The organism is Massilia sp. P2_C2 (genome assembly GCF_056404615.1).
Genome location: NZ_JBFUDR010000094.1, coordinates 1 through 20595 on the forward strand (window position 1 = coordinate 1; position 20595 = coordinate 20595).

12 protein-coding genes and 1 pseudogene are annotated in these 20595 nt (G+C 67.4%); 5 read left to right on the forward strand and 8 right to left on the reverse strand.

The genetic code is table 11. The features are described 5' to 3' along the window. The 3 genes from AC1DYX_RS13340 to AC1DYX_RS13350 form a co-directional block, all read right to left on the reverse strand. The coding region (locus tag AC1DYX_RS13340) for a heparinase II/III domain-containing protein (RefSeq protein WP_477259457.1) at nucleotides 1-2278 on the reverse strand (2278 nt) is incomplete at its 3' end. Continuing rightward, entirely contained in the window at nucleotides 2278-5151 is a 2874-nt protein-coding gene (locus AC1DYX_RS13345; RefSeq protein WP_477259459.1) for a TonB-dependent receptor plug domain-containing protein, read from the reverse strand. The genes AC1DYX_RS13340 and AC1DYX_RS13345, both read right to left, overlap by 1 nt. A gap of 291 nt (nucleotides 5152-5442) precedes the next feature. Continuing rightward, nucleotides 5443-6138 carry a trimeric intracellular cation channel family protein gene (locus tag AC1DYX_RS13350; RefSeq protein ID WP_477259461.1) on the reverse strand — a complete coding sequence of 232 codons (696 nt, stop codon included), beginning with the start codon at nucleotides 6136-6138 and terminating at the stop codon, nucleotides 5443-5445. 159 nt (nucleotides 6139-6297) lie between these two features. Here AC1DYX_RS13350 and AC1DYX_RS13355 point away from each other — a divergent pair, with 159 nt between their 5' ends. Beyond that, a complete protein-coding gene (locus tag AC1DYX_RS13355) occupies nucleotides 6298-7650 on the forward strand; it encodes a 2-hydroxycarboxylate transporter family protein (RefSeq protein ID WP_477259463.1) in 1353 nt (450 codons plus the stop codon). A 172-nt stretch (nucleotides 7651-7822) separates the two neighbouring features. Then, a complete protein-coding gene (locus tag AC1DYX_RS13360) occupies nucleotides 7823-8800 on the forward strand; it encodes a tripartite tricarboxylate transporter substrate binding protein (RefSeq protein ID WP_477259465.1) in 978 nt (325 codons plus the stop codon). Here AC1DYX_RS13360 and AC1DYX_RS13365 read toward each other — a convergent pair. Further along, nucleotides 8778-9569: a type 1 glutamine amidotransferase domain-containing protein gene (locus tag AC1DYX_RS13365; protein ID WP_477259467.1), complete on the reverse strand. Its 792-nt coding sequence runs from the start codon at nucleotides 9567-9569 to the stop codon at nucleotides 8778-8780. The two genes, AC1DYX_RS13360 and AC1DYX_RS13365, sit on opposite strands and share 23 nt — an antisense overlap. 77 nt (nucleotides 9570-9646) lie before the next feature. Further along, complete coding sequence (locus AC1DYX_RS13370) at nucleotides 9647-9994, reverse strand: DUF4349 domain-containing protein (RefSeq protein WP_477259469.1); 348 nt, start codon at nucleotides 9992-9994, stop codon at nucleotides 9647-9649. Between the two features lie 306 nt (nucleotides 9995-10300). Here AC1DYX_RS13370 and AC1DYX_RS13375 point away from each other — a divergent pair, with 306 nt between their 5' ends. Further along, nucleotides 10301-12463, forward strand: coding sequence for an exo-alpha-sialidase (locus AC1DYX_RS13375; protein WP_477259471.1), 2163 nt, complete (start codon nucleotides 10301-10303; stop codon nucleotides 12461-12463). Between the two features lie 177 nt (nucleotides 12464-12640). Here the strand turns inward: AC1DYX_RS13375 and AC1DYX_RS13380 are convergent, their stop codons facing one another. Next, on the reverse strand, nucleotides 12641-14086 hold the full coding sequence (locus AC1DYX_RS13380; RefSeq protein ID WP_477259473.1) for an NAD-dependent succinate-semialdehyde dehydrogenase: 1446 nt from the start codon (nucleotides 14084-14086) through the stop codon (nucleotides 12641-12643). A 105-nt stretch (nucleotides 14087-14191) separates the two neighbouring features. Next, complete coding sequence (locus AC1DYX_RS13385; protein ID WP_477259475.1) at nucleotides 14192-16153, reverse strand: TOL_0244 family TonB-dependent receptor; 1962 nt, start codon at nucleotides 16151-16153, stop codon at nucleotides 14192-14194. Nucleotides 16154-16345: 192 nt separating this feature from the next. On the opposite strand from AC1DYX_RS13385, the gene AC1DYX_RS13390 reads away from it, so the two are divergent. Beyond that, a complete protein-coding gene (locus AC1DYX_RS13390) occupies nucleotides 16346-17746 on the forward strand; it encodes an alpha-L-fucosidase (protein WP_477259477.1) in 1401 nt (466 codons plus the stop codon). A gap of 97 nt (nucleotides 17747-17843) precedes the next feature. Continuing rightward, a complete protein-coding gene (locus AC1DYX_RS13395) occupies nucleotides 17844-20444 on the forward strand; it encodes a glycoside hydrolase family 2 protein (protein ID WP_477259480.1) in 2601 nt (866 codons plus the stop codon). Here AC1DYX_RS13395 and AC1DYX_RS13400 read toward each other — a convergent pair. Then, nucleotides 20445-20595 (reverse strand): annotated as a pseudogene (locus AC1DYX_RS13400) (5-dehydro-4-deoxyglucarate dehydratase); the annotation flags it as partial.

Genomic DNA, 20595 nt, shown 5'->3' on the forward strand with positions numbered 1-20595 from the left:
GCGGCGCCTGTTCGACCTCGCGCGGCAGCATGCCCGCCGACCACGCGGTGGAAGGCGGGGCCAGCACGGAAAAGAACGTGCGTCCCGTACCGCCTTGCAGCCATGCCGTCATCGTGCGCTGCTGTCCGGACAGTTGCAGGTCGAAGCGCGCCCGCAGCGGGGCGCGGCTGGCGAGGGCCTGGCGGTCGCGCCAGTAGTCGTAGCCGATCAGGTCGCCGTCGGCAAAGCCGAGGCGGTCCGACGGCGTCGTCGCCAGCGGCTGGCCGCTGGCGTCCAGGAAGCGCAGCGACTGTCCCAGATTGTGGTAGATGTAGTCGTGGTAGCGGTCGTTGCCGTCGCGCCGGCGCGAGCGGAAGATGTCGACGAAGTAGCCGCTCGCGCCGTCCAGGCGGACGATGCCCAGCACGCGCTGCTGGTCGGCGTCCGTTTCCGGTTCGTGGAATGCCATGGCGCCGAACGTGGCCCACGGGAACGCGGCGCCGGCCGGGCTGCCCGGGGCCGGATACGCGGCCAGCAGCGTGAACGGGTGGTTGCTCTTCATCGCGGGATAGGCCGACACCCCGTCCACCACCACGGTGTTATGCGCGGGGAACTGCGAATAGTATTCCAGGTGGTCGTTCTGCAAATAGCCCGATCCGCGTCCCGATTCCGGCGCCAGGCTGAGGCCCTGCGCATACAGCTCCATCGCGATGCCGTTCGCGTGCGCGTGGTTGCCGCTGGAGCCCGCGACGGAGATCGCCAGCGCATCCGCATCCGCGCCTGGCCCGGCGCCAGCCCCCGCGTAGCCGCTGCGCTGGATCAGCCAGCTCGCGTTGGGCGCGTAGAACGTCGGCGTCTGGAAGTCGGTGACGTTCGCCGCGGCCGGTGGCGGCGCCGCCGCCGGGGCCTGCAATGCGTCCAGCAACGCGTGCACGGAGTCGGCGTTGGCGGCGTCGTTCGCGCCGCGCAGCGTCGCCAGCAGGGTTGCGTAGGCCGCCGCGTCGGCCGTCCGTCCGTGCCGCCGCGCGTGCGCCAGCAGGCGCGCGATCATCGCCGTGCGCGGGGCTTCGTAGCGCGTGTCCCCGAAGCCGACCGTGCGCCCGTTCGGCAGCAGGTACTGGGGCAGGGCGCGTGCCGCACGCGGCAGCGCAGGCAGGTCGGGCAGCACGTCGATGCCGAAGACTTCATCCAGCAACTCGACGCATTCCATGAAGTCGCCGGCCACGTTCATGGCATACCCCGGCGATTCGTACCAGATGCCGGTCGATGGATCGTAGCCGTGCTCGAGCAGCCGGCGCAGCGGCCACTGGCGCGGCACGCCCTCTGCGAGCACCGTGCGCACGTACCAGCCGCTGCCGTGCCCGTCTTCGTAGCTGTCGTCCGGCCCGAGGATGGCGGCGATGTGCAGCACGAAGCGGGCTTCGATCAGGTTCCAGTTATTCCACGGCACGCCGTTCCTGACGATCAGGTCGGCCCAGTTGCGGAAGGCGCGGTCGAGCAGCGCCCGGTCCGCACCCGCATGGCCGGCGACGTAGCCGTGCAGGAAATCGTAGGCTTCCGTCAGCGGGACGACGATATCCTCGTGGATCACCTCGAAGGATTGCAGGCCGAGCAGCGTCTGATCGTGGCCGTGGTTCAGGTCGACGGGCTCCTCGCGCCAGGCGATGCCCGCCATGTAGGTCGAGAAGATGTCGTAGGCGAAGCGCGCATAGGTCTCGTCACCGGTGGCCCAGTACAGAAACGCGGCGTCGCGCGCGAGGTTCGCGATGCGCAGGTTGATCGCTTCGACGATACGCCCGCTCTTGGCCTGGCTCACCCATTCCCACGGCTGGCCGGGCGCGTCGCGGTTCTGCAGCCACAGCAGGTCGCGCTCGCCCATGTACGGCTTGACGTCTTCCAGTTGCGGCGTGAAGTAGGACGAGGCCGCGTCGCGCGTGCCGGTGAAGCGCACCGTCGGAACGGGCGCGTGGCCTTCCGCATGGTCGTAGACGCCGTTTTTCACGAAGACCCGTGTGCTGTGCGCCTGCCAGTACATCTGCAGGCGCGAGACGATCCACGCCGGGTCGGTGCGATGCCGTTCGACGTAGGGACGCACGCGTGCTTTGACCTCGTCGTAGCGGCGGGCAGCTTCGGCGTCGCGCGCGAGCAATGCCTCCAGGTCTGCGCGGCCGCTGGCCGCATCGGCCAGCAGGCGGGGATGGCCGGTGCGGGGCTGCGGTGCGTGCACGGCCGCCGGGGCGGCCGCGCACGTTCCGACGGCGAGCAACGCCACGCAGGCGTAGTGTCGGAACGTCGGCATCAGAAGTCGTAACGCGCCGTCAGCCAGTACGAACGCGGCGAGTTCAACGCCACCCAGCCGCCGGCGTTCGGCAACTGCTGGTAGATATCGTTCTTCGTCACGCCGCTCACCGTCGGCAGCATCGTGTCGAAGCCGCTGATGTACTTGTTGTTCAGGGCATTGCGCACGTCGAGCGAGATGCGCACGTTCCTGAAGCCCGCATACAGCACCGACAGGTCGACGTTGCGCTGTTCCGGCAGGTAGATGTTGTTGACCGGGTTGTTGTCCAGCTTGCGGCGCGACATGTAGCGGTGGCGTACGTTGAACTGGAAGTCGTTCCACTCGTACGTGAACGTGTTCGACAACACCCATTTCGGCGTGCGCGCCATGATGCCGGCCACCGTCGTCAGCACGTCGTCCTGCGGCCCCGGGCTGCCGGCCGAGAAGCTGCCCACCGCCAGCGCGCGCGCCTGCGAGAACAGGCCGGAGCTGGTCCAGCTGAACTTCGGCGTCACGCGCCATTTCAGCCAGCCCTCGGCGCCCTTGGTGAGATAGTGGTCGAGGTATTCGACGACATAGGTCGACCCGTCCACGTTCGGCGGCGTCTGCTGCTGCCACAACAGCAGCTCGGTGCGGAACAGCGTCAGCTGGCCGCTGATCGATCCCCGGCCGAACACCCACGCGAGTTCGTCCTGCTTCAGGTCGGCCTGCGGGTACAGCGGCTTGTTGTCGGCGTTGAACTGGTTCGCGTAGCGGGACACGATGCCGCTGATATTGTTGCCGGCCATGCTGTGGCGGTAGTAGACCTTGTCGCTTGGGGTCACGTTGTAGCCGACGGACGCCGTCCAGTTCTTCAGGAACACGCGCTTGGTTGCATCGACCGGCGTGCCGCGCACGTAGTTCTGGTTGTCGTACCACGTGTAGGGATTACCGTCCAGGCCACCGTAGCCCAGCGACGTCGCGTTCGTGGCCTGCGGCGTCGTCACGTACGGGATGGTATGCGTCTTCGCGAGCGTCAGCGTGCCCTTGTAGCTGCCGTTCAGGTCCCACTTGCCGGGCGACCAGGAGGCGCCCAGCAGCGGCGAGATGTCGCGCTCGCGGTCGCGGTAGCGGAACGGATTGGCGCCGTCCACGTAGCCGCCGCCCACGCGGCCCCAGCCGCCCGGATCCGTCAGCTGGTAGGTGCCTTGGGCCGTCACGTAGCGCACGCCCAGGTTAGCGACCTGGCCATCGGCGAAGGCCGACAGGCCTCGGCCGTTGTAGTACGTGTCCCAGCCCTGGTCGGCCTGAACGGCGAACATGCCCGCCTGCACGCGGTAGTTGTCGCCCGCATACGTGGTCATGAAGTCGAGCATGATGTCCTTCGACGTGCGCGTGCCCAGGTTGGTGTTTGTCGTGTAGACGACGTCCTGGTTGGACACGTAGGACGCCGACGGCACCATGATGCCGTTCACGAGGCCGCCGCCGAGGTCGAAGTTCGCGTTCGGCAGGTTCGTCGAGAGCACGCATTGCGCCGGGCTCGCGATCGAGCCGGCGGGGCAGGCCGCGCCCGTGCGGTAATTGGTGCCGTTCGATTTGCCGACGTTGTTGGCGACGCGGGCCCGCACCGCGCCGGTATTCATGTCATAGATCTCGTAGACGCCGGGCAAGCGGTTCAGGTTGGCCGCCACGTTCGTGCCCGGGGCCGAGGCCTGGTTGACGACGAAGGCATCCTGGAACGTGCTCGTGTTCCACAACGAGGAGGGGCCCGCGCCATAGAACGCCTGCTGGAGGTAAGCCTGGCTGTTCTGCACCTTGACGGCCGAGTTGAAGCTCCAGCGGCCGCCCGTGTCGTGTTCCCATTTCAACCAGAGGGCGTCCTGCTTGTAGTTCGCACCCTTTTCCGGATCCTGGTAGCGCGTGCTGCCCGGGCCGTCGACGACATCCGTCGGCACGGTGTGCTGGCCGCCCCGGAAGAACATGTTCGGCGAGCTGCTGAAGCCGGGCGCCATGACGGGATCCTGGACGCCGTGGACGGGCAGCGTGAACTGGCCGTTCCACGAGTTCGTGTCGTCCAGGTGCTTGGCCGTCAGGCTGACGGTGCCACCTCCGCCGGACGCCGTGTTGTAGGTCTTTTGCACGCGCAGCTTGATCTGGCCGCCCAGGTTGAGCGGATGGCCGGGGTCGACCTTGCCCGTCGACGTCCGGTAGAAACCGGAGGCCTCGGCGCGCAGGTCGCCGGCCTGGTTCTTCCAGCCGTACAGCGCGTCGACCTCTTTCCACGACAGGTGCGGATTCTCGCCCTCGAAGCCGAGGCGGGTCTGTACCGAGGCGCCGGGGCGGATCGGCCCGGGCATGAAGTTGAAGACGCCACCCGCGGACGAGGCGACGGACGTGCCGGTGGAGCCCCCGCGGATCGATTCCACGCGCGAGACGCCCAGGTCGGCGCGGAAGAAGTCGCTGTCCTGGAAGTTGCTGTACTTGACGGCGACGACGGGCAGGCCGTCTTCCAGGATCGACGTCCAGAAGTTGCCGCTGGTCGGGCTGCCCGTGCCGACGCTCATGCCGCGCGTGAAGGATTCGTTGCGAGCGACGCCCTCGTTGCTTTCGACCACCACGCCGGGCATGTCGCGCAGGTAGTCGTCTGCGCTCATCGGCGTGAACTTGCCCAGGTCCTTCGCGTCCAGGACGGAATACGACACGTTGGCGCGCTTCGCTTCGGTCGCGCCGACCGTGCCCGTGACGATCACGGTCTGGGTCGGACTCGCATCGGCCGGCGCATCCTTCGCGGCGGGACGGGCTTCCTGGGCCAGGGCCAGGCTGGCGCTCAGGAGGCCTGCGCCGGCCAGCGCGGCAACGGCGACGGTGGGTCGGGGCGTGGCAATCCGCCTGGCTTGACTGGATGTCTTCCTCATGTTTTTCCTCTTTTTTTATGGGATGGGTTATCGCTTAAGTTATCGATAACTTTGCGCAGTCTATGTCAAATTTACTTAGTCAACAATAATTTTTGGTATCGATAACTTTGGTGTTGTTTTTGCGCTAGAACCCGTGGGAATCGATGAGGGAAGGATGGATGACGATGTCGTGGGGTGGGGCATGCCGGCCAGGGGCAGGGCGGCACTCGCTCAGGCTGCAACGTTCRCGGCAGCCGCGGGACGTGTTCTCGCGCAGGTTTGAGAGCAACCCTGCGCGAGCCGGGGCAAGGCCTAGCGCGACTCCCGGTGCTCCGCCGCCTCGGCATCGTCCGCCGCCTGGCGCGAACCGCGCGCCACCGGCAGGTGCCAGTCGAGCTTGATGGCCGCCAGGCGCAGTCCGAAGCACAGCGCGGCGCCGGCGCAGGCGCTGACGGGGCCGGGCAGGCCGAGCGCGTCGCCCATCACCAGTACGGCCGCGCCGGCCAGCGCTGCCACCGCATAGATGTCCGAGCGCAGCACGGCCGGGATCTCGGACAGCAGCACGTCCCGCGCGACCCCGCCGCCGACGCCCGTCAGCATGCCCAGCAGCGCGGCCATGACGGGCGACAGGCCGAACACGAGCGCCTTCTGCGCGCCCGCCACGCTGAACAGCGCGAGACCCGCGGCATCGAACACCAGCACCGGGCTGCGCAGGTGCTTGATGCGTGGGTACCAGAAAAAGATCAGCACACCCGCCAGCAGCGACGCCGCCAGGTAGCGCCAGTCGCGCAGGGCGGCCGGTGGCGTGGCACCGATGAGCACGTCGCGCGCGATGCCGCCCGAGTTGGCGGCGACGAATGACAATACAAGCACGCCGAACAGGTCGAGCCGGCGGCGCACGCCGGCCACGGCGCCGCTGAGCGCGAACACGAACGTGCCGAGCAGGTCGAGCGTCAGCAGCAGGGTCTTGATGGCGGCGCTGACGTCGAGTGAAACGGGAGCGAACACGGGCCCTCGGCGGATGTGGAAAGTCTGCCATTATGCCGCGCCTGCCACTGAAAGGTAAATGAAGGGTTGCGTCGATATAGTTGGCTCCATTCACCGGGCTGATCATCCGTATTAACGGACGCCATATCTGGCGCACAGCCTGAAGCACGAGGAGACATCATGAATACGACGACAACGGCTTATACCCCGTCACGTGGCGACGACACGTCCGTCCCCGCTTCCTGGCGGGCCGCCTGCCGGCGCATCGCTGCCACCCGCATCGGCATCGTGCCGCTGCCGGTCTACGTGCTGCTGCTGGCGCTGATCGCCGGCTTCGTCGCCACGGGCAAGGTGCCGAACGATATCTGCGTATCGATCGCGATCCTGACCGTCGGCGGATTTTCCTGCGCCGAAATCGGCAAGCGCCTGCCGTTCTTCCGCAGCATCGGCGCCGCCGCGATTTTCGCGACCTTCATTCCTTCGTATCTCGCGTTCAGCAAGCTGTTGCCGGCACCCGTGCTGAAGAACGTCGTCGACTTCACGAAATCGACCAACTTCCTGTACCTGTTCATCTCGTCGATCATCGTCGGCAGCATCCTCAGCATGGACAGGAACGTGCTGATCAAGGGCTTCCTGAAGATCTTCGTGCCGCTCGCGATCGGTTCCGTCGTGGCGGCCGCCGTCGGTACGGCCGTGGGCACCCTGCTGGGTCTCGGTCCGTACCACACCTTCTTCTACCTCGTCGCGCCGATCATGGCGGGCGGCGTCGGCGAAGGGGCGATTCCGCTGTCGATCGGCTATGCGGGCATCCTGGGCCAGGAGCAGGGCCATCTGTTCGCCGAAGTGCTGCCGCCCGTGATGCTGGGCAGCCTGACCGCGATCCTGCTGTCCGGCATGCTGAATGCGCTCGGCAAGAAGCGTCCGCACCTGACCGGCCAGGGCCGTCTGCAGCCGGGCGAGGAGGGTGACGTCGCGCCGCAGCAGGAAACGATGCCGGGCCAGTTCGACATCGCCAACATCGCGGCGGCCGGCATCACCTCGATCACGCTGTACATGGTCGGCATGATGTGCTTCCGCCTGTTCGACTTCCCGGCGCCGGTCGCCATGCTGTTCGTCGCCGTGATGTTCAAGCTGTCGCGCCTCGTGTCGCCGCAGCTGCAGCAGAGCTCGTACATCGTCTACAAATTCTTTTCGACGGCCGTCACGTATCCGCTGCTGTTCGCGATCGGCGCCTCGATGACGCCGTGGGACAAGCTCGTCTCGGCATTCAACGTGGTCAACCTCACCGTCATCGTCGCGACGGTCGCCAGCCTGATCGCGACCGGCTTCTTCGTCGGCCGCCGCATGAACATGTACCCGATCGAGGCGGCCATCATCAACGCCTGCCATAGCGGCCAGGGCGGCACGGGCGACGTGGCGATCCTGACGGCGGCCGAGCGCATGCAGCTGATGCCGTTCGCGCAAATTGCCACGCGCATCGGCGGCGCGATCACGGTCACGCTGACCTTGTTGCTRATGTCGCAATTGCACTGAGTACCTATCTCAGGGTGGGCATTTGGGGCCGGGGGGATTGATGCCGCGGGCATCAATCCAATGAAACGTGCCCACGCGTTGCGTATGCGGATTGCGAACGTCCGCGTGGGCGGAGGCCGCCCACCCTACAGTTCTTGGGCATCGACGAGTGCCGGCGAGTATGATGAAGTTCATGAAGAAAGCATCCAGCATCCTGCTGTTGTCGCTCGCGTTGTCGGCCGGCGCCCCGACGCTGGCTGCCCAACCGGCCGACGCCGAGTGCGTCGTCCCCTCGAAGCCGGGCGGCGCGATGGACATCACCTGCAAGCTGGCCCAGAAAGCGTTGCAGGCCAATCCCGGCGCGCCGAAGCTGAAGCTGAGCTACCTGCCGGGCGGCATCGGTGCGGTGGCGTGGCACACGGTCGTGTCGCAGCGTCGCAACGAGCCGGACACCCTCGTCGCGTTTTCCGGCGGTTCGCTGTTGAACCTGGCACAGGGCAAGTTTGGCAAGGCCAGTCCCGACGACGTGCGCTGGGTCGCCGGGCTCGGCATCGACTACGGCGTRATCGCCGTGCCGGCGAACTCGCCCTGGCACACGCTGCGCGACCTGATGGAGGCGCTGCGCCGCGATCCGGAAAAGATCGTGATCGGCATGTCCGGCACGATCGGCAGCCAGGACTGGCTCAAGATGGCGCTGCTGGCGCGCCAGGCCGGCATCGATCCGCGCCAGCTGCGCTTCGTCGCGCTCGAAGGCGGCGGCGAGGAATTCGTCGCGCTGCAGGCCGGCTACGTGCAGGTGGTGTCGAGCGACGTGTCGGAGACGGGCCTGTACACGGGCGGCGGCAAGGTGCGCGTGCTGGCCGTGCTGGCCGCGCAGCGCCTGCCGGGCGCCTTTGCCGCCGTGCCGACGGCGCGCGAGCAGGGCTACGACCTCGTCTGGCCGCTGATCCGCGGCATCTGGATGGGGCCGGACGTGCCGGAGGCGGATTACCGCCGCTGGGTCCAGGCGTTCGAACGGATGGAATCGGCGCCGGACTTCGCGCGCATGCGCGAGCAGGCCGGGCTGTATCCGCTGGCGCTCACGGGCGATGCGCTGACGCGCTATGTCAGGCAGGCGGTCGCCGACTACAAGCGGCAGGCGCGCCAGTTCAATCTCGTGCGCGAGCACTAGCATCCGGCGTCGGTGCTGCAGCCCCGGAGGCCTCCGGCGGGTCGGCCGCCTGCCTGTGCCGCACGCGCTGCGCGGCCACGACGCCCACGCCCAGCAGCGCCAGGCTGAGCATCGTGCCGAACGAAGGCGTCGCGAGCCAGCGCAGCGACTGGTTCGGTTGTTCCATGGGGTTTTCCTGCGGCGGATCCGAGTGCGTGCGGTGCGCCGGCGCAGGCGCCACCGGCTCGCCCGCGCACAACGGCACCAGCGCGCGCACGAACGCGGCCATGTCCTGCACGCCCCGGCCCGACAGCACATGACCGTCGCGCGCCACTTCCTCATTGATCCATGTTGCGCCCGCATTCACGAGGTCGTCGCGCACGCCGGGCCATGACGCCAGCGTGCGCCGCGCCGCGAGCCCGGCCGACACGAGCACCAGCGGCGCCTGCGACAGCAGGGCGATCGGCTTGACGGCCGCGTCGAATTCGCGGACGAAGGCGCGCGCCGGAGCGGACTGGCGCAGGATGTCGGGGCTGATGTAGCCGCCGGGAATGAACAAGACGTCATAGTCGGCCGCGCGGGCATCGGTCAGTGTCTTGTCGACCCGGACCAGTTCGCCGGGCTGGTGCATGTGCATGCCGCGTATCCGCCCGCGCCGCAGGGAGACGAGCGTCACGCCGGCGCCCGCGTCGCAGAGTGCGGCCACCGGCGTCTTGAGTTCCGCCTGTTCGAAACCGTCAGCGGCAAGCACGGCGATTTTCTTTCCGGTGAGTAGCTTGGAGGTGTTCATGAGCGAGTTCCGCTGCAGGATCATCCCTCACAGAGCGCATTTGACCCAGTTTAGTTCCATTCGTTTGTGTGCAGCGATCACTTGCCGGATGCGTTCGCGCGGCCGCGTCGCAGGCGCCACAACCGGCGGATGACCCAGGCCACGACCGCAATCATGACCAACCACGGCAGCAGGTACGCCACGCCTGCGATGGCAATCGATATCCCTTGTGCCAGGTTGCCGCCGAAATCTGCCAATGCCCGCCTGATCGGCGCCCAGAACGGCCGGTGCCGGTCGGAACGGATGGACACGTTGAGGATGTCGTTGTCGACGCGCCGCGCGAGGACTGCCCGCTTGCCATCTTCGGCTTCGAGGCGGGACTGGACGTCGGCAAGCTCGCGATTCACCTTGATCAGCGCGTCGACATGGTTGCCGGCGGCATCCACCGAAAACTCACGGATTGTGGCCGCGGACGCGCCCGGCCAGCGCCTCGCGCGCTGCGCGCACCCCGTGTTGAAGCGGCGTATGTGAAATGGCTAGGCCTTTTATGAAATCCGCCAGAGGCCTTAACAATTTATTACAAACATGAACAATCTGTAATGTGCGCCAATCTTCCTCGTATATGTTGCTGGGATTCTTGCGTTCCGGCCGGTCGGGTTTCCGCCGCCGCACCAGGAATCGGCGCCCGTGCCGACCCGGAATACGGGCGTTGCCTTGGTCTAGATTCAAAACAATCTTACGGAGGCATTTACATGAAGTTGATCAATACATTGCTTCAAAAGGCGGCGCCATTCGCGGCCGCAGCGGCCGGCGTGATCGCCATGGCCGCGCAACAGCCCGCGCTGGCTTACACCTGGGGCAACGTCGCCATGGGCGGCGGAGGCTTTGTTTCGGCCATCATCCCCAGCAAGACAGAATCGGGTGTCGTGTATGCGCGCACGGACGTTGGCGGGGCATACCGCTGGGATAACGCGAATGGCCGCTGGGTGCCCCTGCTGGACTGGGTGGCGGAAGATCAGATCGGCTTTCTCGGCGTCGACTCGCTCGCGGTGGACCCGAAGAACGCCGCGAATGTCTACATGATGGTCGGGATCAGCTACTTCAACGGTGGCAAGACGGCGATCCTGCGCTCGACCAATTACGGCAACAGCTTTACTTACACGGAGGTGACCAGCCAGTTCAAGGCGAACGGCAACGGCATGGGTCGCCAGAACGGCGAGCGGCTCGTGGTCGACCCGGGGTCGAGCAACGTCCTGTACGTCGGCAGCCGCGACAGCGGGCTGTTCAAGAGCACGAACTATGGCGCCAGCTGGGCAAAGGTCACGTCGCTGAACGTCACGACGACGGCCAACGGCAATGGCATCAGCCTCGTCCTGGCCGACCCGTCCAGCGTGTCCGGCGGCGTGGCGCAGCGCCTGCTCGTCGGCGTGTCGCGCTACGGTTCGACGGGTGCGAACCTGTATCGCAGCGATAACGCGGGAGCGTCGTTCACGGCCGTGTCCGGCAGCCCGTCGGGCCTGATGCCGCAGCGCGCCGCGTTCGACGGCGCCGGCAACGTGTACATCACGTATGCCAACGGCGCCGGGCCGCACCCCGACAGTTCGGGATCGGAGCCCATGAACAATGGGCAGATCTGGAGGTACACGATCTCGAACGGCGCCTGGACCAACGTCACGCCATCCGGCATCACCGCCTCGTTCAGCGGCATCAGCGTGGATCCGGCCAATCCGCAGCGGCTCGTCGCGTCGACCATCAACCAGTATATGGCGCAAGGCAATGGCTGGGGCGACCACGTGTTCATCTCGACGAACGGCGGCGCCAGCTGGACCGACGTCATCAACCGCGGTTTCGCCAAGGATAACGGCGGCATCACCTGGGGCTCCAGCGCGACCATGCACTGGGCCGGCACGGCGGTCTTCGATCCATTCAACACCAGGACAGTATGGCTGAGCTCGGGCAACGGCGTGTTCAGGACCACCAACATCGATGCGGTGCCGACCACCTGGACGTTCACCACCAAGGGCCTGGAAGAGACGGTGCCGCTGAACGTCAATAGCATTCCGGGCGGCCCGCTGCTGTCCGTCATCGGCGACTACGACGGGTTCCAGCATTACAACATCGATACCTATACCAACCCGATCTACTCGCCGGCGATGGGCGGCACGACCACCGGCCTGACCGTGGCCGACAGCAATACGAGCCAGGTCGTGCGCGTGGGCAGCAAGATGTACACGTCCGCCAACGGCGGCACCAACTGGAACCAGGTCGGCATGAACGGCAGCTTCGGCCAGGTCGCGCTGTCGACCAGCGCCACCGCGCTGCTGCACGCCCCGGCCAATTCCACGACCATGTACCGCTCCACCAACATGGGGGCGAGCTGGTCGGCCGTCGGCGGCATCAGCGTCAACAATGCGCGCCCGATCGCGGATCCGGTCAATGCGACCAAGTTCTATGTGTACGATCCGTCCACCGGCAGTTTCATGATCAGCACGGACAGCGGCGCATCGTTCTGGAAGTTCAGCACGCTGGCCGCCTGGGGTAGCGACGGGATCCGTGCCGCGCCTGGCCGCGAAGGCGATATCTGGGTGCCGCTGTACGGCGGCGGCCTGGCCCGGACCACCAGCTCGGGCTGGCAGTTCAGCAATCTGCCCAATATCACGTATTGCGGTGCGGTCGGCTTCGGCAAGGCCGCGGCGGGCGCGTCGTATCCGACGGTCTTCATCTGGGGCACGATCGGCGGGGTGACCGGTCTCTACCGTTCCACGGACACGGGCCAGACCTGGACCCGCATCAACGACAATGCGCACCAGTACGGCGGTCCGGGCAATGGCCGGTTCGTCGTCGGTGACATGAACACCTTCGGCGTGGTCTACATGAGCACGGCGGGACGCGGCATCGTCGTCGGCAAGCCCTGATCTGTTCGTACGCGGCGCCGGCCGGGGCGCTTGGGCGGCGAGGAATTCGCCGTGCTGCTGCCCGGCTGCACGCCACCGTCAGCGGCGTAGGGTGGGCACCCCGTGCCCACGCGGACGCATGCGGTGCGCTAACGTTACGCGTGGGCACAGGGGGGCCCACCCTACAGCAATAGCGGCTCAGACGCCGACCATCGACACAGCCTTCGTGTTCAGGTAGGCCTCCAGCGCTTCCGGGCCGCCCTCCGAACCATAGCCCGAATCCTTGACGCCGCCGAACGGCAGCTCGGCGCTCGGCGTGGCCGGCTGGTTAATCCACAGCATGCCGACTTCCACGCGGTTCATCAGCAGGTGCGCATTTTTGATGGACCGCGTGAACGCATAGCCGGCAAGGCCGTACGGCAGGCGGTTGGCTTCCGCGATGGCGTCTTCCAGGCTGTCGAAGCCGCGGATGCCGGCGACCGGGCCGAACGGTTCGTCGTTGAAGATCGAGGCTTCCAGCGGCACGTCGGCGAGGATGGTCGGCGCGAAGAAATTGCCGGCGTCGCCCACCCGCTTGCCGCCCGTGGCGACGATGGCGCCTTTGGCCTGCGCATCCTCGACGACCTTGGTCATCGCCGTCACGCGGCGCGCGTTGGCCAGCGGGCCCAGGGTGGTGCCGTCAAGCAGGCCGTCGCCCAGTTTCAGGCCTTCGGCGTGCGCCACGAAGGCACGGGTGAACTCGTCCTTGATCGCGTTGTGCACGAGGAAGCGGGTCGGCGAGATGCACACCTGGCCCGCGTTGCGGAACTTGGCGGCGCCGGCGGCCTTGACGGCCAGCGCGACGTCCGCGTCCTCGGCGACGATCACCGGCGCATGGCCGCCCAGTTCCATTGTCACGCGCTTCATGTGCGCGCCGGCGAGGGCGGCGAGCTGCTTGCCGACCGGCGTCGAGCCGGTGAACGTCACCTTGCGGATGACCGGGTGCGGGATCAGGTAGCCCGAGATCTCGGCCGGATCGCCGAACACGAGGCCCACGACACCGGGCGGCACGCCGGCATCGACGAAGCACTGGAACAGCGCGGCCGGCGATGCCGGGGTTTCTTCCGGCGCCTTGCAGAGGAACGAGCAGCCGGTCGCGAGGGCGGCGGCGAGCTTGCGCACGACCTGGTTGATCGGGAAGTTCMACGGCGTGAACGCGGCGACGGGGCCGACCGGTTCCTTCAGCACGAGCTGTTGCGCGGCCGGGTTGCGGGCCGGGACGATGCGGCCGTACACACGCATGCCCTCGGCCGCGAACCAGTCGATGATCTCGGCGCCGGCCAGCGCTTCCATCCTCGCTTCCGCCAGCGGCTTGCCCTGTTCCTGGGTCAGCAGGCGGGCGATGTCGGCCGCGCGCTCGCGCAGCAGGCTGGCGGCGCGGCGCATCGTGGCGGCGCGTTCGGCGGCGGGTACGAAGCGCCATTTCTCGAAACCGTGCCGGGCGGCGGCCAGGGCGCGGTCCAGGTCGGCAATGGCGGCATGGGCGACGGTGCCGATCGCCTGGCCGGTGGCCGGGTTCACGACCGGGATCGTCTTGCCGCCGGTGGCGTCGGCCCATTCGTTGGCGATCAGGAGGCGGGTATCGGGATAGCTGGAAGTCGTCATGGAGCGTCGTTTCCTGTGTTCATTGATGATGGTCCGCAGCGTGGCGGAAACCACCATGATCGCACCGTTAGCGACTGTTTGCTTGACACGGGAGAAGCGGACGCGTCACAGTGCCCAGACGATGCGGACGGCGAGAGCGCGCTCATATTCGCTGCGCAGCGGCGCCGCGCCGAATTCGGCATGGCGCGGATCGAACAGGTTCTGGCCGATGAGCGACAGCTCGAGCCCGGGCCGGATGCGCCAGCCATAGCGCGCATCGACGGCCGAGTATGCAGGCACGGCCGGCTTCGGCAGGGCGCCCATGTGGCGCAAGGTGACGTCGAATTCCTGGTGCGCGCCGAGATCGTACGACGAGCGTACCGACCAGTAATGGTTCGGGTCGCTCGTGAACAGGCCGGTCGTGCCCGTCAGGTCGCGGCTCCCCGGCAGCAAGCCCGTGACGATGCGCTGCGTGACGCCGCCGCCGGACAGGCGCCACGTATCCGTCGCCTGCCAGGTGGCCCACGCTTCGAGACCACGCGTCGAACCGTCCGCCAGGTTTTCGAACACGGACCCCGGCCCTTGCCGGTTCGGCTCCAGCGTGCGCAGCCGGTCGTAGCGGCTGAAGAACAGCGTCGCCGAATACGACAGCGAGGGCAGGGGCCGGGCGCGATAGCCCAGTTCGAACACATTCGCGGTCTCGGACTGGAAGCCGGGGCCGCCCGCCAGGCCGTACCGCGGCACGCCGTTCACGACGGGCGGCCGGATCGGGCTGTAGATATCGCGGTCGATGCGCGACGGCGCCCGCACGGCGCGCGACAGCGAACTCCACACGAGGGTCGCCGGGCGCGGGTTCCATGCGAGGCGCAAGGTGGGCAGCGTCTCCATGCCCGTGTAATTGTTGTCCTCGAACTTCACGCCCGCCGTCAGGCGCAGGTTGTCGAAGAGGGCGATCTCGTCCTGTGCGAACAGGTTGGCCCAGTGCAGGTTCAACGTGCCGGGCAGGAAGCCGAACGCGGGGCCGTTATCGACGCGGTCGTGGCCGAGGCGGTAGCCGCCGCCCCAGACGACGTGGTGGTTGCCGGCCAGTCGCAGGGCGTGCTGCAGTTGCAGGTCGACCGTGTCGAGGTGCTCGACGAAGGCGCCGGGCTGGTCGCGCTCCGTGTGGTCCCAGTACAGCTGGACGGTGGCCGACGAGCCGTCCGCGAACGTGCGGGCGAAGCGCCCGAGCAGGTTGGCGCCGCCGACCCGGATGTCGCGCGTGCCGGCCTGGCGCAGGCGGCCGTCGTAGACGTCGCCCTGCACGGTCATGGCCCGCGCCGCGTCGCCCCAGTCGGTGCGGAAGCCGGCCTGGTCGCGGTGCCAGCCCCATGGCAAGGTGGCGCCCGTGGCGGTGTGCGTATCGTCGTTCTCGGCGTGTTTCGCGTACACGCGGTAATGACCATCGTTCGGCATGGCGCCGCCGTAGCGCACGGCGCCGTCGCGGCTGTCCTTGCCGACCGTGGCCGCCAGCAGCGCGCCCTGCGTCGCCGCGGCCGGCTTCGTGATGATATTGATGACGCCGTTGACGGCGTTCGCGCCCCACAAAGTGGCGCCGGGCCCGCTGATGACCTCGATGCGCTCCACGTCGGCGAGCACCACGTCCTGCACGTCCCAGAACACGCCGGAGAACAGCGGCGAGTACACGATGCGGCCGTCGATGAGAACGAGCAGCTTGTTTTCGAACGGGCTGGAAAAGCCGCGCGCCGTGACGGCGTAGTTGCGCGCATCCACGCGCGCGATCTGCAGGTTGGGCGCCAGCCGCAGTGCTTCCGGCAACGACGCCGCGCCCGACCGGCGGATGTCGTTGCCGGTGATGACGAAGATCGACGCGGCCGCGTCGGACAGCGGTTCCGCGCGCCGCGACACGGACGTCACGGGGATGTTGGCCAGTTCTTCCAGGCTCAGCTCCGCCATGTCTTCCGTTTGGGCGGGGATGATGTCCGCGCGCGCCGGCATGGCCAGGCATGAGGCCAGGCAGGCGGCCACGAGAGGGCGCCGCAGAGTGCGCGACGGCGGCGATTGCTGGAACAATGTAAAGCCGGACATGGAGCGGGACACAATTGTGATGGGGTTCGCGAAATTGTATGGCAGAAATCAAAATATTGATATTTATCGTGAATGCACGTGTGTGAAGATGGCCGCTTGACACATTTCATTGCTCGTAATGGTGAAATTTGCCATTGCGACTGCGGAATGCGGCGAGGACAATGCAGCGAAAATAATTGAGGAGACATGGCAATGACGATTTTTTCCCTCAGCGGACGCCGCCGGTTGGCCCAGGTCGCATGCGCCGGACTGTTGCTGGCCGCGACCGTAGCCGGTGCGCCGTCTGCGATGGCGGCGCCGGATGCCCCGGCGCAGGCGAAGACTGCGGATGGCGACGCCGCCGCCCGCATCGCCTGGTGGCGCCAGGCACGCTTCGGCATGTTCATCCACTGGGGGCTGTACGCGATTCCCGGGAAGGGCGAGTGGGTGCAGTGGGTCGAACAGATCCCCGTGAACGAGTACGCGAAGCTGGCCGACCAGTTTCGTCCCGCGCATTTCGACGCCGACGCGTGGGCCGGGCTGGCGAAGGACGCGGGCATGAAATATATGGTGTTCACGTCGCGCCACCACGATGGCTTCGCGATGTTCGACGACGGCGACAATCCGTTCTCGAGCACGAAGACGGCCGCCCACCGCGATTTCGTCGCAGAGTACACGAAAGCCGCGCGCAAGGCCGGCCTGGGCGTGGGCCTGTATTATTCGCCGCTCGACTGGCGTTACCCGGGCTTCTTCTTCCCCGACATACAACGGCAGAGCGCGGAAGCGATGCGCGCCCAGTACCACCGCCAGGTCGAAAAACTCCTGTCCAACTACGGCAAGATCGACGTGCTGTGGTTCGACGGCGGCGAGACCGACTGGCTGAGCTTCGGCGGCGATTGGACCAGCCAGGAGTGGTTCGCGCAGTGGCACAAGCGCGCCCCGGGCAAGCACTATACAGGCGGCTTCAGCTGGCAGCACGACAAGGTCGAAACGATGATGCGGCGCCTGCAGCCGAACGTCCTCGTCAACGGCCGCGCCGACATGAAGGAAGACTTCCATTCGCGCGAAGGCGACGGCGCGCTGGGCGATTTCGACAACCAGCATCCGTGGGAACTGTGCACGACCATCGCCGGCGCCTGGGGCTACCAGCCCAACATGCAGCCCAAGCCCCTGAAGCACTACATCCAGCTGCTGGCGAACGTGGCCGGCCGCGATGGCAACCTGCTGCTGAACGTGGGCCCGGCGCCGGACGGCCGCATCGACGCCGCGCAGGCCACCCGGCTGCGCGAGATCGGCGCCTGGCTCGGCAAGTACGGCGAGAGCATCTACGACACGCGCGGCGGTCCGTTCCTGCCGGCGGCGTGGGGCGCATCCACGCACCGCGGCAAGACGGTCTACCTGCACGTGCTGAACTGGACCGGCGACAAGCTGGCGCTGCCCGCGCTCCCGGCCCGCGTCGTGCGCGCTTCGGTGCTGGGCGGCGGTGCCGCGAAGGTCGAACAGTCCGCGGGCGGCATCGAGGTCACCGTACCGTTGGCTGCACGCAACGATATGGACACCGTGGTCGCCCTGCAACTGGATTCACCCGCAGAGGGGCTCGCACCGGTCCGGTGAAAAACGTTTGTCGTTCCGATCAATTTCACCATTGCGCATGCGCGCAACGTGTGGCCACAATGATGGTCCGTACATGATGATCTGATCTGGAATGACGATGCGTTTGCCGACGGCGACCCTGACATTGCTAGCGGGCCGTGCCGCGCTGGCGCTTGCCCTGTTGACCGGCGTGGCCCAGGCCGCGACCCTTGCCGAGCCGCCGGTCGCGCGGCAGCGGCAGAACTTCAATGCCGACTGGCGTTTCCACCTCGGCGACATGGCCGGCGCCGAGAAGCCGGACTTCGACGACCATGACTGGCAGCCCGTGGGCCTGCCGCACAGCTTCAGCACCCCGTATTTCCAGGCGCCCGAGGTGTACGTCGGCTATGGCTGGTACCGCAAGGACCTCATGCTGCCCTCGGTGCCGATGTCGCGCCGCTGGATGCTCGAATTCGAGGCCGCGTTCCAGACGGCCGAGGTGTACGTCAACGGCCGCAAGGTCRGACGCCATCGCGGCGGCTACACCGGCTTCCCCGTCGACATCACGCGCGCGCTGCATCCGGGCCACAACCTGATCGCCGTCCGCGTCGACAATATCTGGGATCCGACGCTCGCCCCGCGTGCGGGCGAGCACATTTTCAGCGGCGGCATTTATCGCGACGTCTGGCTCGTCGTCACGGACGACGTGCACGTGCCCTGGACCGGCATAACGGTCACGACGCCCGGCCTGGCCGGCCGTACCGGCGCCGTGCGCGTGGCGACCGAAGTGCGCAACGACGGCGGCAAGCCCGTGAAGGTGAGGGTGCGCACGCGCATCGCCGACGGCAGCGGCGCCACCGTCGCCGTCCTGCCCGATGCCTCCGTCAAGGTGCCGGCGGGACAGACCCTGGACGTCGCCCAGCAATCCCCGCGTCTGAAGAACCTGAACCTGTGGAGCCCGGAAACGCCCACGCTGTACCGTGCGGTCACCACGCTGGACGTGGCGGGACGGCACCGCGACCGCTTCGTGACGGAATTCGGTTTCCGCACCATCGAATGGACGGCCGACAAGGGCTTCTTCCTCAACGGCGAGCACCGTTATTTCCGCGGCGCGAACGTACACCAGGACCAGGCTGGATGGGGCGACGCCGTGACGAATGCCGCGATCGACCGCGACGTGCAGCTGATGAAGGATGCCGGCTTCGATTTCATCCGCGGCTCGCATTATCCGCACGACCCGCATTTCGCCGAGGCGACCGACCGCACCGGCATGATGTTCCTGCCGGAAGCGCCGTTCTGGGGCACGGCCGGCATGACGAGCAAGTGGAGCCAGTCCGCCTATCCGCCGGAAGCAGCACACCAGGCGGCGTTCGAGGAGAGCGTCAAGCAGCAGTTGGCGGAACTCATCCGCATCAATCGCAACCACCCGTCGATCGTCGCGTGGGGCATGGACAACGAGGTGTTCTTCACGGCGCAGGAGACGATGCCGCAGGTGCGCAAGCTGCTGGCCGATCAGGTGGCGCTGTCGCACAAGCTCGATCCGACCCGGCCGGCGGCCGTCGACGGCGCGCAGCGCGGCGAGATCGACCACATCGGCGACATCGCCGGCTACAACGGCGACGGCGCCGTCCTGTTCCCGAATCCCGGCATCGCCAATTTCGTCGCCGAATACAGCTCGACCATCTCCGACCGGCCGGGCGCGTACGATCCGAGCTGGGGTGACCTGGAACGCACGCCGGGCGCGAAAGCGGGCGAGCCGTCGTCGTGGCGCTTTCCGTGGCGCTCCGGTGAAGTCATCTGGGCCGGTTTCGACCATGGATCGATCGCGGGCCGGTTCGGCGCGATGGGCGTCGTCGATTACGCGCGGCTGCCGAAGCGCAGCTGGTACTGGTACCGCAACGCCTACCGCGGCATCGCGCCGCCCGCGTGGCCGCAGCCGGGCAAGCCGGCCGCGCTGCGCGTGACGTCCAGCAGCCCCGTCATCCGCCATGCGGACGGCACGGACGACGTGCAACTGGTCGTGACGGTCGTCGACGCGGACGGCAAACAGATCAGCAACAGCCCGCCCGTGGGCCTGGCATTGGAAGCGGGACCGGGCGAACTGCCGACGGGGCGCAACATCGAATTCACGCCGAACGGCGAGGTCGCCATCCGCGACGGCCAGGCGGCCATCGCCATGCGCAGCTGGCAGCGCGGGGTGACGAAGATCCGTGCGACGTCGCCCGGCCTTGCCGACGGCGTGCTGACGGTGGAAACGGTGGACGGTCCGCGCTTCGTGGAAGGCGTCACGCCCGTGGCGGCGGACCGGCCGTACGTGGCGCGCAAGGTGGAGGTGGGGCCGGAGCAGGCGTTCGGCCTGAAGAACCCGACGCAGTCCAGTTCCAGCGCGGCCGGCCACGCGTCGTCGCTGGCCAACGACGGCGACGCCGCGTCATGGTGGGGGCCGGCGCCGGACGACGCCAAACCGTGGATCGTCGTCGACCCCGAGCGCATCGTGAACTACACGCGCCTGAGCGTGAAGTTCGCGCCGGGCGGGCGTTGCGACGTGCGTGCGGAAACGCAGGACACCGGCGGCGTGTGGCAGCCGCTGGCGGAAGCGCCGGCGACGGCCGACACGCTCGACTTCGCCACGAGCGCAGTCACCGGGCGGCAACTGCGACTGCACCTGACCGCACCCGCGGGCGGGACCTGCCGCATCGCCGACATCGGCATCAAGGGGACGCCGGCGACCTTCTGGTGATCAGCGTACGTTCTGTGCCTTGATCAGCTTGTCCAGCATGGCGTGTTCTTCTTCCGTCAGGTCGGTCAGCGGCGCGCGCACCGGGCCGCCGTCGTGGCCGACGAGGCGGGCGCCCGCCTTGACGATCGAGACCGCGTAACCGGCCTTGCGG